Raw genomic sequence first — 14,626 nt, forward strand, 5'->3', positions numbered from 1 at the left:
GATTATTTTTCCCAAACTAAAGCACTTGCTCCAAGAATAGCGGCGTCAGCCTCTTCGAGCTCACTGAAGACCAGTTTAACTTTATTTCGAAATAAAGGAAAAAGGTTTCTTTCCATATGTAATTTTGCTGGTTTTAAAATAAAATCGCCGGCCTTAATGACACCGCCAAACAGTAAAATAGCCTCAGGAGAGGAAAACATCACAAAATTTGCCAGTGCTTCCCCCAGCTTCTGTCCTGTGTATCTGAATACTTCTATGGCGATAGGGTCCCCTTTCAAAGCGCATTCGTGTACCGTTTTGGAGTTGATAGCATCTTCAGCATAATCATTCAACATGGATTCGGGAAATTCTGCGCGCATTTTTTTTGCTGTTATCGTTATTCCGGTCGCTGAAGCATAAGCCTCCAGACTGCCCTCTGAGCCTGTACTCCAATGTTTTCTTCCACCGGGCTTGACAATCGTATGTCCTAATTCTCCTGCAAACCCGTCATGTCCATAAATAAGCTTACCACCAGCGACAATACCGCTCCCAACTCCGGTACCTAACGTGATCATGATAAAGTCCTTCATACCACGGGCAGCACCAAACAGCATTTCACCATAAGCAGCGGCATTGGCATCATTGGTAATTGTACAAGGAATATTAAACTTGGCCGTCATGAGGTCACTAAAGTGAATTACCCCTTTCCAGGGAAGATTGGGAGCATGGTCTATGGTCCCCGTATAATAGTTTGCATCGGGAGCACCCACCCCGATTCCGTCAAAGTTCGTTTCACCACCGGCCATTTGAATTAACGGGTAGGCCTTTTCATAAAGCGCGTCGATAAACTCTTCGACGCTTGCATAATCGTCTGTTTTTATACTTCCTCTTTCAAGTACTTCACCCCGATGATTGACGACACCAAATTTCGTATTGGTACCTCCGATATCTATTCCCAGTGCTACGCGTTTTGATAAATCTATTAATGACATTGTTATTCCTTGTTTCTAAGCCTTAAATTTATAAAAAAGATATTATTTCTGAGAATTAAACGAGATAAACCCAGGAAGGAAAACCATAAATCGCCAGCCCCCTCTCGACGGCAGAACATTTTAATAATTTTTCAAACGCTTTGCTGCTAACTGCTGTTCAATAAAAAGAACTAATTATTACATTCAGTTATTATGTCTACAAACGCATTTATTCTTGTTGCAGCCCTATTTGTTGTTTTTTACAGTTGTCATAAAGACGACAGTCCGTCGCCCCCCCATGCTTCCCTAACCGTCAGATTCAAGGATGCTTCAGATCATTATGATGCGGTATATCTGAACATACAAAAAATCTGGACACGTACCTCGTCTGGAAGTGGTACTCTCCAATCAACGACAGAACCACTCAATATTAGTTCGATAAAGAAAGATACGGTCATTGCACAGGGAAATGTGCCAACGGGCAAAGTTCAGGAAATAATACTCGAATTAGCAAACGAAGGAAATGAAGTCTGGACAGCCGGTACGCGCCATCCCTTGAAAATTGACAAAGACAAATATATTGATGTCAAAATGGCCATAGATGCTGAGATTGGCATTAGTCAGATCAATACGCTCTTTCTTGATTTTGATGTGTTAAAATCAATCGCAAGGACCACAGATGGACAATTCGTACTCAATCCTGTTGTAGAAGGTGTACTAATGAGAAACGCGAATGGAGCAACCTCGCTAACATATGACGAAGAGTAACGTGAGTCTGCCTAGATATCCAATAAAATCAAAAAAGCCGATTATTTTTTCAAACCATCCTTGTCTCCACAGCGTTCTACGGACGAAGATGTTACCTGAGTAACATGCAAACATGAACTTAAAAATATTGTTATGGCAAAATATTCAAAAAAAGCATCAGAGAAAGTAGAAGAAACGATGCATGAGATGAAAGAAGGGAAATTAAAATCGGGTAGCGGCAAAAAAGTCACGTCGAAAAAACAAGCCGTAGCCATAGGACTTTCCGAAGCCAGAAAGGAAGGCGCTAAAGTACCTAAGAAGAAGTCCTAATAGCGCCACCTATCAGTTTCTCCTAATGGCAAAATATCCTACATCGTCACTCTGACCGGACTTTGATCAGCTGGGGATAGAAGATAAATATTTACATTATTTCCATTTCGTTTCTTTAGGTAATATTGAATTTTAGTAGTATCTATATTTGTTGCCCCCGAGGATATCCAAATTTTTCTCTGCCCAGCTTCATCTATAGTCACGACAGTATCGTGGCCTTGCACAATGATCTGCTTTGGTCCTGGTTCCATTATTTTCCCCCCCTCTCTGGTCAATATATGCAAGTTGCCATCTTTGTCTATTAAGTTTGTTTTTTTACTGTTACTACAAGATGCCAGAAGGGACGAACAACATAATGTCAATATAATTATACGGGATAGTGTTTCCATAGCTTTAATGTCAGATTGAAAATCGAAAACAAAGATGCTGCCAAAAAGCTAATTTGACTAAGCTTTCTAAAAATTTTCCGCGTCATTCTTTGAAAGCTAGTTCTGACGAAAAAGGGGTTACTTATACAGAAGCGGCAGTGCCAACATTGATTAGCGCATCCGAAACGAAATATCAATGATATTTTTTAAAAAATAACCGTAAAAACGTAATTTTAGAGATCAGTATGGTCCTTATGGAAAGAAAAATTGGTTTAACAAAAACAGCAGGCTGGCAGTTTGGCGTCAGGAAGACTGTAAACGCGCCGTTGGAATACATTTGGAATGATATGTTTTCGGAAAATGGCCTAGCGAAATGGAACGAAGGCGTTGACACGGATTTCTCAACTTTTAAAGCGTATTCCCATGTCCGGACCAAATGGAAACTAAACAACTGGAAAAATAAAGCAACTCTTCAGATCAGACTCGTGCAAGGACAAGCTCCCGGAAAAACAACCATTGCCGTGCATATCGATCAGCTGCTAGATGAAAATCAGCGGAGAGAGGCAAAAGAATACTGGAGCGTGATAATAACGCATATTGCTAACAATTATCGCTAGTGTTTAACCTATCCCAGCTGGAAATTTTTGGTATACCTAAAAAGGTGATACAGCACCTTAAAGACATAAGACGCTTGGCTACGATACATAAGGGTGTTGCCACGGGGCACGGTAGGACCTCCGGAGCAAGGCCGTAGCTTCTGGATCACCGATACATATCTTCCGATGCGGATCATATTGCACAGGCCGATTCAGTTGCATAGCTAAATTAGCCAATATACAACATGCGGTGGATATATGCCCTTCTTCGATATCCGCTATCGGAAGATGGTCATTTTCTATTGCAGAGAGAAGATCTAACATATGTTGCCGCGTAGCGGGCGCTGTATGTAACTCTATGCGCGGCTCTTGCAGATCTTCTGGGAACTTTTCTCTTTCATATACAACCTCTCCCCTTATTGGTAACCCTTCTCCCGTGGGTATATATTCGTATTTCATTACACTTCCTTTTAGCGTACCACGGTCTCCATAAATGATGAATGCCCAGGGATATTCGGGATCAGCCGCATTGCCCCAGGTCCGGTGTTGCCATATACAATTCAGCCCCTCGTATTCAAAGATCGCAGTCTGCGTGTCCGCTATGGTCGACTTCCCGTTCTTCTGTACATATATCCCTCCTGTCGCGCTAATCCTTTTTGGCCATTTCAAATGCAATAGCCAGCGGACGGTATCAAACATATGCATACCCATATCGCCCGTAATGCCATTGCCATATTCCATAAATGTACGCCACCAGCCACCATGAGGCAGCCCGTCATATGGCCGCAATGGTGCTGGACCTGTCCACATGTCGTAATCAAGAAAATCTGGTATGGGCTGTTGCGGAGGATTACCGTTCTTTCGCATGTGATAATAACAGCACATCTCAACATGGGAAATTTTACCTAGCAGTCCTTGATCAATTACGCGCTCTTTTGCGTTTATTAGATGTGCAGTACTCCGCCGCTGTGTCCCTACCTGTACTTTCCGGTTATATTTTCGAGCACAGCTCAGTATAGCTTCGCCTTCGAGGACATCAACACTGATTGGCTTCTGTAGATAGATATGTGCACCTGAGCGCATAGCGTCGATCGCTTGCCTGGCATGCCAATGATCCGGCGTAGCAATAAGAACCAAGTCCAGTCGGTGGTCGGCAAGCATATCTCTATAATCTTGGTATAACTGTGGATGCTGGCCAGATACTTGTCTTTTACTGATGAGCTGCCCTGCCTCCTCCAGATGTTTTTCGTCTACATCACAAACCGCAACGACATCCACATCACGAACTTGTATCAGTCTAAACAAATCGCTCTTTCCATACCAGCCAGCTCCAATAAGTCCAACTTTCATCCGCTTCGAAGGGGTAAGTGATAGACCTTTCGCTTGCAAAGCCGATAACGTAAATAATGCACCGGTGCCTTGAATAAACTTTCTACGGTTTAGATGGTTTTCAATCATGATAATCGGTTTTATCGTCAAGTATAAAGACAACAATTAACGTCCAATAATGTTTAAATGCTGTGCAGCCGATCATCTGCGCTCACCATCTAATCAACATCAGCTTGTATAACTGCAGCATTCTCCATAAAAAAGCCCTAGAGCGGGGAACTCTAGGGTCTTAGCCATATATTAACCTATTTTATGAAAAGTATTTGCAGTATTAACGCAGTACTTTGTAAAATATTTTGTCTGTCTTTGAAATTTTTTAAAAAAATTAAAAATGCTGCTCAGGACTGCTTCCAAAGTTTAGATCAGACTTCAAGAACCATCCATGTGTTTCACTTTATTTGATGGTCACTGCAAACGCATAGTCATCAGGTGGGAGGCATTGAGAGGCATCACAGGCCTGCCATTCAACGGTTCCTCTCACAGTGGCTGTACCTTTTTTCAAAGCCACCTTTTGCTGAAATATGACTTCGTTGGTAAAGTAACCCACGTCCATTTTGAAAACTTCTTCATGTTTTACTTTAGGTTTTGGTTCTGCCATTTTACCGACCAACGCATAATCAGCGCCTTTTGTAAAAGTGAAAGAAGTCGGAATGGGCCCGCCCTCCTTAACGTGCTGGGAATAGATATGCCAACCATTCTGGATACTGGCTTTAACATATACGACAGCCTCTTTGCTGTTTAATTTCTTGCTAGCCACGGTCCATTTTACGGGCCTGTGAATTTGAGCGAATGCTCCGGTCACTGCAAATATGACTGTGACCATTAACAATAAGAACTTTTTCATTTTTTTATTATTGATTCGGTTTATTTCCTACTTTTTTTTCGCTCATTACTCTTCTTTTGCCTGTCTTTCTATAACTTTGGTTCGCTTCATCGCGAAACAGATGTAATAAGCTGTTATACGTTATAAATTTATATATACAATAATCGACATACGCCATATAAATTACAACAACACCCTTACATTACAAGAAATTTTATTGACAATCACACACTATTCAAAATAAAATCAGGTGTTATCTCAGAATTAGCACATTCCTTATATATTTTTTTTGTTGTGATCATTTTACCCAGCCAATAGAGATAAATAGAGTTGAAGGTATAGAAGTGCAAACAACAAACATGTTACAGTTTAATACGAGATATAAAGTTCTTTTGGCATAAAAATAGCAGTACATCAAGCTCATAATTTAGGTTAATAATTGGTTAGATTAAACGTTTGAAGTTCCCCGCTTCAAGCGTTTTTTTTATCAGCAGCAGATAGTTTCAAGCATCCAGTCTATGGTAAACATTTTTCAGCGAAAACCGTTAATTTAAGGACAATCAAGTGAACGACACATGTAAGGAGACGGAAGTTACAGACAAGGTATAAAATGGAGAACTGCAAAGAATACTGACAGACTGCTGTCATTCACTCCATTAACTTTGTAGTAGTAATTAGGACAGGGTATATGGACAGTTAACATCTATTTACTAAAAATCAATTAAACAAGTTATAAGATGAACACATTGGAACAATTAAAATCTGAACTTCAGAGTGAGTACGAGATTACTAAAAATTTCATTAACCTTTTTCCAGAAGGCAACAATGACTATGCCCCACATGTCAAGAGCATGAAAATGATGCCCTTAGCCACACATCTAGTTGAAGTTTTTGAATGGCCTAACACCATTTTAAAAACTGCGGAACTTGATTTTGCGGCCGACGAGTATAAACCAACAGTTTTATCAAATAAAGCAGAGCTCGTCGCAAAACTAGAGCAGGATTTTGAGGCGGGAAAGAGAGCCTTAGACCATGCGCATGAGGAAGACTTATATCCCACTTGGACGATTAAAAATGCAGGCCAAACTCTCGCAAGCTGGACGAAATATGGAGCCATCCGACATGCATTAAATCAGATTACACATCACCGTGCACAATTAGGTGTATACTACAGATTGAATGACATCCCTTTGCCTTCAAGTTATGGTCCCTCCGCAGACTCACAAAGCTTTTAAAGAATTTATGTCTAACGTTTAAAACTCATACCGGAAAAGCTAAGGCTCGGGTTAGTACCCTGAGCCTCCAATTTTCGTTTGATTACACCTGATTTCCGATGGCACTGGTCATCAGTACCCCTTTTTCCGCGACACCTCATTGAGCAAGGGTTGATTATGCATCATCCTTTTATAATTCTCAACCACTTGGCCTACCGACGATTTTATATTCGTACGGCTCGCCACATGCGGAGTAAGAAATAGGTTTTTAGCTTGCCAGAAAGGATGTTCTTCAGGCAATGGTTCGTGCTGAAATACATCGAGATAAGCTGCTTTTATATTCCCACTGTCCATGGCTTCCAATAAATCTCTATCGACCACATGCCCTCCACGCCCGACGTTAAGCAGAACAGTACCGGGCCCACAGGCTTGAAAAAAGTAGCCATTTAATATTCCGCTCGTATCGGCTGTAAGAGGCAGGATATTGATAATAAAATCGGCGTCTCGAACGGATTCATACAATGAACCTTGTCCAGAAAAGCACGCTATTCCTTCCAGATCCTTCGGCGAACTTGACCAGCCTCGCACATTAAATCCGAAACGGACTAAACCGGTTGCTACATAGCTGCCTATTTTACCCAGACCTAAAACCGTCACTGTAACATCTTCAATAGTCTGATATTCCTGCGGACGCCATCGTTTCAAACATTTATCTGAAAAGTAATCTGGAAAGTTTTTCATAGAACTCAGGATACAGGTTAAGACATGTTCCAACATATCTTTTTGTAGCATGGGGTCCACTATTTTACATATGGTAACCTGCTCGGGTAACAAATCTAAATACAGATGATCCACCCCCGCTCCCGCTGACTGTATTACCTTTAAGTTGGGAAATTGATTATGATACCCCTGATCAGGCTTCCACGCCAGAATAAAATCCACTGTTTTGAAATCTTCTATATGGGGATAAATCTCAACTTTTGTTCCCGGTAGCAAGTTTAGGATCTCCGTTTTCCAATCGTTTGAACGTATACCACTAATGACTAATGCAATACTCATATTTCAATCTTATAACCCAAAAGTACAAATTTGTGTTGGCATAGCTTTTGCCAAACGCTCCGTATAAATGACTAACTATGAAAATAAATTCCATTATCGCTGCGTTAGCAACTGTGTCGTTGCTGGGCAGCTGTAGTTCGGACGATACGCCGTCTACACAAAGAACTCCTGTAACTATTAAAATTACCGATGCCCCCGCCTATTACGATGCGATCGAGTTAAACATTGACGAGATTGAAATCCGTACAACTTCTGGTAGCGAAAGCATTGATGTCGATGGAGGACCATTTAATATCCTAAACTACACGATGGGAAAGGATACTGTTATTGCCGGAGATGATGTCCCTTCAGGCATGATCCAGGAAATTAGGCTAAAACTCGAGGACGAAGGTAATCAGATATGGGTAGATGGTGTTGCGCACCCGCTCAATACGCCCAGTGGACAATCTTCCGGCGTGAAGATTAAAATTCAGGACGAATTGATCCCTAACGTCGCCTACACACTCTTACTTGATTTTGACGCATCAAAATCCATTGTAAGGACTGGCAATGGACGATATCTACTGAAGCCCGTCATTCGTGCAATTCCGGTGGCTACCTCGGGTGCTATCAGCGGTACTGTGAGTCCTGCAGCTTCATTAGCCCATGTTTTTGCGATCAATGGCACGGACACTGTGGGGACGTTGGCCAATGACGCAGGCAAATTCTATTTTCCCGGCATGCCCGAAGGGACATATAAGGTTAAGGTGGAACCTTCAGTAGAAAGCTATAACACCACCATTAAAGAGGACGTGCAGGTCGTTAAAGGAAGTGTAACAGACGTCGGTATCATCAACGTCCAGTAGATAACTTTAAACGAAGGGGCTACCAAGCCCCTTTTTGTTTGGCTTCATACCAGCTAAAAGCGTCTGAAACACATCTCAAATTCACAGACTGTCTATTAGGTACCAGCCCAATAATAGTCCGATAGTGAGCATGCATGAGGCGATCAGCGCAATCCCATACGAACCATAAGTAAACGTCTCCTCCTCTATCTGTTTGGCTACCTTCCGATATTTAAGGTAGGCCAATACCACAGTAGCAGCCCCGATCAATACAACCGAGACGCCTACGACTCCTGAATACTCATGTTCTATATCAATCTTCGATCCGGTGTTCAGCATCAATGTAATCTGCCGAATAAATAAGGAGAATTTGACAACAACAAACCCGAACCCCATAATACCGAGACTTGTCGTAATCCATGCCAAAAATGTACGTTCATTGGCCAGGTGGTCATTTATTTTTTTTGAAATATCTTTCTCTATCATCGAATCAGTATTAAACAATCTCTTAACGTAATATCAATAAACCATGTTCCCAGCAATATTGTTTAAAATTGGTGGTGTTTTCGTTCATCTCTGTAAAAAATATCCTCTTTTGTTTCGCTAAAAGTAGATCAATGTTGTTTATCTTTAGTTGGGCTAACCAAAATTATGAGAACAGTAGCCTCGAAGGGACAGCCAATACGACGGTTAACCAATAGTCTAGACTAGATGAACAGTATAATATGAATTTTTTAAACTTCTTGAAAGGCACAAACGGTTTAAGGCAAATAGATGTCAGTGAAGATGAAGATTTCATTGACCTACAGCTGGTCATCGTCAGATACTGGAAAGATGAGGATCATAACCACACAATTCAGGCAAAGGGTCTGTGGGGAAAACAGACTGTGGGGGTAGAAATCGGCATCCGTCACGACATGAAATTAGGGATAGTGAATACTGAAGTGGACCGTAAAAGATTCTACAAAGAAGGAATATGGTTTCGTTCCATAGGAGAATTAAGTGACAATTTCACCAAGGCACTAAGTACAATGTTTAAAGCAGAATCAACAGATTCCAGGATGTGCAGTTCTGTGGCATCCCTGGCCTTTGTACTTAGTGGTCACCCCGAATATTTTGAAGAGGATTACATCAAAACGAAAGTCTTCTTTGACCAAGCCAATGAAAAGCAACAATATGCTGAATGGTATATTAATATAGATCTCAAGAACAAAATACTTGAACTAAGAGAAAAAGACCCCCAATACAGAAAAAATATTATTAATATACTGACGAATGCGTAGATTTGAACGGATTCATTTGCTTTAAGCAGGGATTAAAAAATAGATCATTCAATGTCTAAAAAAAATGCCGAAAAAAAACGCTCCCATCCCATTACATCTATTTCCAGAAGAGTTTAAACCGGGAATCGTAATAAAGAAAACGGCTGTCAAAAATTTACCTGTGAATCGCTTGGACGAAGCACATCGAGATGATTATTATCTATTTCTAATCCTGGAAAAAGGAACAGGTCTATTTGAGATCGATTTTCAGCAATTTCACCTCGGTTCGTCCTCCGTTATGATCATCCAACCTTATCAGGTTCATCGCGGTATAGCTATGGATTATAACGCGTTCTCGGTGCTCATGATAAGTACAGAGAACATAAATCCTGACTATGTCAACCTATTGAAGGACATCGGACCAATTCAGCCTCTTGCCCTTGCCCAGGATACCTTCAAAGTATTGACTGACATTGTCGATCTGTGTCTGCTGCTGAGCGATAGACAACGTGAAAAATTATACACTTCCTTGTTGACAGATAGCTGCAACACCTTAGTGGCATTTATTATTTCACAGTATTTAATGAAATCAAGGAAAGCCGAACCTCAGAACAGGACTGAAATCGTGTGGAAAGAATTTAAGGTTCTATTGGAAAGCGATTTCATTCAAACAAAACAGCCGATGCACTATGCGGAAAAACTCAAAATATCCCCCGCATATCTTAACGAATGCGTTAAAAGATCGACGGGGAAACCAGTTTCTTATCATATCCAGCAACGCGTAATTCTTGAAGCCAAACGCTTACTCTATCATTCCAACCAATCCATTAAGGAAATTGCCACCACCCTCGGATATGAGGACTACCACTATTTTTGCCGTGTCTTTGCTAAGGCTGTTGGCGTGACAGCATCGGCATTTAGAAAACGAAACCTCGAATAGTCCAACACTTACCGCTGTTTATCCCTTTTTGCAATCGAGAGATTGGCATTTCTTTGTATCATAAATTTTAACGTTATGCCAACAGCTCCCAAATGGATAAACGACGTATTAGAAAAAATAGCACCATCTTTAATGCGTGAAGTCGCCGTTATAGACAGTCTTTATCTGAATGCGCACATCAAAAAAATAATACTGAAGGGTGATTTTCCTGATTTAAAGTTCGAGCCCAACTTTACCATTGCTTTCCGTGTGAATGCAACTGATTCACGACACTATACCGTGTCCTATGGTGATGCCAACACCGGTATCATAGAGGTAATCGTGCATCTTCATGGAAATGCTGTAGGGGCCAACTTTGTGGATCAGCTGCCGGTAGGCACGAAAAACATGAAAATCGCTGTTTTGGGATGCCCTAAATTTTATAACCCCAATACGCAACGTCATATCGTTGTTGGCGATGAGACATCATTGGGTCTCATGGTAAGTTTATTGGCTGCCTTCGAAAAAAACAACAATCTTTTCCAATTTCTAATCGAACTGGACGATGAAAATTTGGAAATACCAGCGTTGCTGGGCCTAAAAAATTACACTGTTTTCTCCAAACATGGTGTTTTTAGGAACGAAGACAGGATTCGGCAGCTCCCAGTTTTTAAGGATCATAAATGGGAAGAATCAAATATACTACTAAGCGGAAATGTCAGGTCCTTGCAAAATTTTAGAAAGGTGCTTAAAACCAGTAAACACCGTGGAAAAATTTACGCGAAGGGATTCTGGATGGAAGGAAAAAAAGGTTTATAAAAAAAAAGTAATCGATAATGAAATATTTTATGGCCGACCCCGCGGGCCAACCAACGAATGAGCTGTTTTTTGAGCTAGCAAACTTCTTATGGGACAATGGAAACGACGTCTTTATCGCAAGCAATATCATCTGTAACTGTAAAGAGATAGACGCGAAGCAATTTGACTATACGGTCTCATTAGTACTTCAGCATAATAGCATAGAGACTCTCTTTGCTACTCATCATTCTATCATATGTACCTACTTTAATCAGGTACCTCAAAACATCCCTGCATTGATTGTTGCAAACGATGGAATTTACACCGATTCCATACCTTATCCTTACAAAATCTTTGCTATGGAAGGATTGAACCAATCGACCTTGGCACAATTCTTCGACTGGTGCCGGAAATTTAACTTTTTCATTTAGTAATAATGCACGGAACAGATTAGATATAAGCGCCTGATCTTGACATATGAACAAAAAAGCGTATTTTTTACCCGAAACAAAACCCGTATTTTACCCATGATGCTCGTATTTATTTTTTGTTAATTTAGCCGAACCTTTTTTCAAAAACACGGTAAGATGGCAAATAAAACAATACTTATGCTCGACGATGATAGGCATGTTCTTGAAATATGTTCGATTATTCTCGAAACAAACGGTTACCATGTTGAAGTATCAGAAACCTCTCACGATATCATAGAAAAAGTGGAAGCAGTGCAACCAGATCTTATATTGATGGACAATTGGATTCCAAAGATTGGTGGAATAGAGGCTACACGACTTCTCAAGTCACACCCAACCTTCCGCGATATCCCTGTTATCTACCTTTCTGCAAATACCGATATTGAGCAACTCGCCCTGCAGGCTGGTGCGGACAGCTATTTGGCAAAACCATTTAATCTGGAAGACTTAGAGAACATGGTCGCCGATCTGCTTTGTTGTTCATAATAAGAACGCTAAACTTACGCGTAAATAGTAAAGGGGAATGCTTCCCCCTTACTCAACTGAATCACTTATAAAAATATGGAAATACGTATCGTCAATTATCAAGCTCGTTTTCACGCATCACCTTGATTGTATTATAGGCATCTAACTGTTTGTTTAATTGCATTCTTATTAAATTCGTCACATTTACCGATATTTGGTCACTATCCTCAGCCAGGGTTCTTTGATAGCTTTCCTTGAAAGCATCTTCTCCTTTTTCACAGCTTTCGAGTAAACTTTTCCTGTCGTTGCCCGATATGCTAACTTTAATGCTCATCCATAAACGAAAGAGCTTTCCGCTTATCATAGTATCTTCAGAAGGCTCTTTACCAGCAAGCCTATCATATGGCGACAGCTCCGCTACAAACTGTTCAGATTGCGCAATATGGCGTCTGAAAATTTCATCTAAATCGCGGATCTCCAATTTTTTTGCCAACGTTAGCGCATCCTTATAACCTTCAATCCGATCATTGTTGATTTTAATCAGGTCATTGATGATGGCTGGATTGTTTATTTGTATGTCCATAACCCTGCGATGTTCTTTTCTGAAGGACAAAGAGAATGCTCTATTAGTTCGAGCATTAATTAAATCAAGTATTTAAAACACCATCTCGGTATTATTACGAGCATTTACCAAACTCAGACCGTTGAGGCGATGAGGATGGTACAGCACAATCATTCGGTAATTAACCTAAGGCAAAGGGCAAAAGTAAAACGAGTTGTAGGGAGCTAAACAAGTAAGGTGATTTACTATAAACTAAATTGTACGATAAGCGGTTCTTATGCTAACCGTCATTAAACAGCAAACGGTGTTCATCAAAGAGTCATTGGATATGTCAAATAAAGAAAATATAAATGAAACTGTTGAAGAGGATGTGCTGCCTTTGATTTATAGCGCAGTTGACGCCAGTTCCGCCGGTATTATCATTACAGACAATCGGCTTCCCGACAACCCGATAATCTATAGCAATAAAGCTTTCGAGCGCCTTACAGGATATGGTTACGACGACATCGTAGGGCACAACTGTCGCTTTTTACAGTCTGCAGACCGAGAGCAGCCTGCCCGTGCGATAATAGCTGAAGCCATAAGAAATGGGGAAAATCTGACTATAGAAATTAAAAATTACCGCAAAGATGGCCAACTTTTCTGGAACGAGCTTTCTATAGCGCCAATCAAAAATGATCAGGGGGAAGTGACGCATTTTATAGGTGTTCAAAATGACATTACCCGTCGGAAACAGGCCGAGGAAAAACTTGAACTTGAGCGGCAGCAAACGGAAGAAAAAATTAAACAGCGTACGGAAAGCCTTAGACAAAACGAAGAATATTTAGAAAGCGTTATTCAGACCATCCGTGAGAGTCTTGTCGTTCTTGACCCGAATTTACGTGTATTGACGGTCAATGCGTCCTTTCTAAGAACATTTAAAGTGAGTGCTACCGAAACTATTGGAAAACTGCTTTTTGACCTCGGAAATAGACAGTGGGATATTGACGATCTGCGCCAGTTGCTCGAAACAATTCTGCCGACCAACAATCCGGTACTGGATTTCGAAGTAGAACACGACTTTCCTCATATCGGCAGAAAAACCATGCTTTTAAATGCGCATCGTGTTGAGCTCGAAGGGCAGTATAAAGACCGGATCCTGTTGGCGATTGATGACATTACAGAGCGCCGCTCAATCGAGAAAAGAAAGGACGATTTTCTATCCATAGCAAGCCATGAATTGAAAACACCACTAACGGCTCTCAAAGGTTATATACAGATGGTTAAAAAATTCCTACCTCAGGATAATGGAAAGCTTGCAGAAATAATCCAAAAATCCGATATTCAGATCGAACGGCTCAATAAGCTTATGATAGAGCTATTGGAGGTGTCTAAAATACAATCTGGAAAGCTCGACGTACACCATAAAAAGTTTGATTTTTCAAAAATGGTTCAAGAAGCCATCGAACAGCTACAGTTTAACACGGACCAGCATCAGATTTTTCTAACAGCTGCCCATAATATCATATATAATGGCGACGAAACCAAACTGAATCAGGTCGTTGCAAACTTAATTTCAAATGCGATTAAATATTCACCGCAGGCGGACCGCGTTGATGTACATTTAACCGAGGTGAACGGCCATATTAAATTTTCGGTCACAGATTACGGTTTAGGTATCGCCAGCGAGGACCAAAAAAAGATCTTCGAACGATTTTATCGTGTCAGCGACATCAAGCAAAAAATAGCAGGAATGGGCATCGGCCTATATATTTGCCAAGAAATTATAAAACAGCATCACGGAGAACTATGGGTCGACAGTAAAGTAGGTCAGGGGTCGACATTTAGTTTTATTCTCCCAAACACTTAAA

Annotated in this window: 17 protein-coding genes; 11 read left to right on the forward strand and 6 right to left on the reverse strand. The window is 40.8% G+C overall.

Going from position 1 to position 14,626, the window contains the following annotated elements:
- Positions 1-2: 2 nt before the first annotated feature.
- Positions 3-971 (reverse strand): ROK family protein, encoded by a 969-nt coding sequence (locus FGL37_RS01255; protein ID WP_028070116.1) that lies wholly within the window; start codon positions 969-971, stop codon positions 3-5.
- Between the two features lie 192 nt (positions 972-1,163).
- Here FGL37_RS01255 and FGL37_RS01260 point away from each other — a divergent pair, with 192 nt between their 5' ends.
- The 3 genes from FGL37_RS01260 to FGL37_RS01265 all read left to right on the forward strand — a co-directional run bounded on the left by FGL37_RS01260 (position 1,164) and on the right by FGL37_RS01265 (position 3,012).
- Positions 1,164-1,718, forward strand: coding sequence for a DUF4382 domain-containing protein (locus tag FGL37_RS01260; protein ID WP_028070115.1), 555 nt, complete (start codon positions 1,164-1,166; stop codon positions 1,716-1,718).
- A gap of 132 nt (positions 1,719-1,850) precedes the next feature.
- Entirely contained in the window at positions 1,851-2,027 is a 177-nt protein-coding gene (locus FGL37_RS25315; RefSeq protein WP_162835072.1) for a DUF6496 domain-containing protein, read from the forward strand.
- A 622-nt stretch (positions 2,028-2,649) separates the two neighbouring features.
- Positions 2,650-3,012, forward strand: coding sequence for a hypothetical protein (locus FGL37_RS01265; protein WP_028070113.1), 363 nt, complete (start codon positions 2,650-2,652; stop codon positions 3,010-3,012).
- A 78-nt stretch (positions 3,013-3,090) separates the two neighbouring features.
- Here the strand turns inward: FGL37_RS01265 and FGL37_RS01270 are convergent, their stop codons facing one another.
- Both FGL37_RS01270 and FGL37_RS01275 read right to left on the reverse strand, forming a co-directional pair.
- Entirely contained in the window at positions 3,091-4,449 is a 1,359-nt protein-coding gene (locus FGL37_RS01270) for a Gfo/Idh/MocA family protein (RefSeq protein ID WP_028070112.1), read from the reverse strand.
- 325 nt (positions 4,450-4,774) lie between these two features.
- The gene (locus FGL37_RS01275) at positions 4,775-5,224 is read right to left on the reverse strand and encodes a protein-disulfide reductase DsbD N-terminal domain-containing protein (RefSeq protein ID WP_028070111.1); all 450 of its coding nucleotides are present in this window, start codon (positions 5,222-5,224) and stop codon (positions 4,775-4,777) included.
- A gap of 716 nt (positions 5,225-5,940) precedes the next feature.
- Here FGL37_RS01275 and FGL37_RS01280 point away from each other — a divergent pair.
- On the forward strand, positions 5,941-6,438 hold the full coding sequence (locus tag FGL37_RS01280) for a DinB family protein (RefSeq protein WP_028070110.1): 498 nt from the start codon (positions 5,941-5,943) through the stop codon (positions 6,436-6,438).
- Between the two features lie 111 nt (positions 6,439-6,549).
- Here FGL37_RS01280 and FGL37_RS01285 read toward each other — a convergent pair whose 3' ends face one another.
- Positions 6,550-7,476: a 2-hydroxyacid dehydrogenase gene (locus tag FGL37_RS01285; RefSeq protein WP_028070109.1), complete on the reverse strand. Its 927-nt coding sequence runs from the start codon at positions 7,474-7,476 to the stop codon at positions 6,550-6,552.
- A gap of 77 nt (positions 7,477-7,553) precedes the next feature.
- On the opposite strand from FGL37_RS01285, the gene FGL37_RS01290 reads away from it, so the two are divergent.
- On the forward strand, positions 7,554-8,321 hold the full coding sequence (locus FGL37_RS01290; protein WP_028070108.1) for a DUF4382 domain-containing protein: 768 nt from the start codon (positions 7,554-7,556) through the stop codon (positions 8,319-8,321).
- An 81-nt stretch (positions 8,322-8,402) separates the two neighbouring features.
- Here FGL37_RS01290 and FGL37_RS01295 read toward each other — a convergent pair whose 3' ends face one another.
- Positions 8,403-8,786, reverse strand: coding sequence for a YidH family protein (locus FGL37_RS01295; protein WP_197734438.1), 384 nt, complete (start codon positions 8,784-8,786; stop codon positions 8,403-8,405).
- Positions 8,787-9,025: 239 nt separating this feature from the next.
- Here FGL37_RS01295 and FGL37_RS25510 point away from each other — a divergent pair, with 239 nt between their 5' ends.
- The 5 genes from FGL37_RS25510 (at position 9,026) to FGL37_RS01320 (ending at position 12,235) form a co-directional block, all read left to right on the forward strand.
- On the forward strand, positions 9,026-9,583 hold the full coding sequence (locus tag FGL37_RS25510; protein ID WP_037533347.1) for a hypothetical protein: 558 nt from the start codon (positions 9,026-9,028) through the stop codon (positions 9,581-9,583).
- A gap of 64 nt (positions 9,584-9,647) precedes the next feature.
- Positions 9,648-10,502 carry an AraC family transcriptional regulator gene (locus FGL37_RS01305; RefSeq protein ID WP_028070106.1) on the forward strand — a complete coding sequence of 285 codons (855 nt, stop codon included), beginning with the start codon at positions 9,648-9,650 and terminating at the stop codon, positions 10,500-10,502.
- Between the two features lie 75 nt (positions 10,503-10,577).
- Positions 10,578-11,300, forward strand: a complete 723-nt coding sequence (locus FGL37_RS01310) for a ferredoxin reductase domain-containing protein (RefSeq protein WP_028070105.1) — start codon at positions 10,578-10,580, stop codon at positions 11,298-11,300.
- Between the two features lie 17 nt (positions 11,301-11,317).
- Positions 11,318-11,710, forward strand: a complete 393-nt coding sequence (locus FGL37_RS01315; protein ID WP_028070104.1) for a hypothetical protein — start codon at positions 11,318-11,320, stop codon at positions 11,708-11,710.
- A gap of 156 nt (positions 11,711-11,866) precedes the next feature.
- Positions 11,867-12,235 carry a response regulator gene (locus FGL37_RS01320; protein ID WP_028070103.1) on the forward strand — a complete coding sequence of 123 codons (369 nt, stop codon included), beginning with the start codon at positions 11,867-11,869 and terminating at the stop codon, positions 12,233-12,235.
- Positions 12,236-12,326: 91 nt separating this feature from the next.
- On the opposite strand, the gene FGL37_RS01325 is transcribed toward FGL37_RS01320, so the two are convergent.
- Entirely contained in the window at positions 12,327-12,797 is a 471-nt protein-coding gene (locus FGL37_RS01325; protein ID WP_028070102.1) for a ferritin-like domain-containing protein, read from the reverse strand.
- A 307-nt stretch (positions 12,798-13,104) separates the two neighbouring features.
- On the opposite strand from FGL37_RS01325, the gene FGL37_RS01330 reads away from it, so the two are divergent.
- On the forward strand, positions 13,105-14,625 hold the full coding sequence (locus tag FGL37_RS01330; RefSeq protein ID WP_037533430.1) for a PAS domain-containing protein: 1,521 nt from the start codon (positions 13,105-13,107) through the stop codon (positions 14,623-14,625).
- Position 14,626 lies beyond the last annotated feature (1 nt).

The sequence above is a fragment of the Sphingobacterium thalpophilum genome (assembly GCF_901482695.1).
Taxonomy (GTDB): Bacteria; Bacteroidota; Bacteroidia; order Sphingobacteriales; family Sphingobacteriaceae; genus Sphingobacterium; species Sphingobacterium thalpophilum.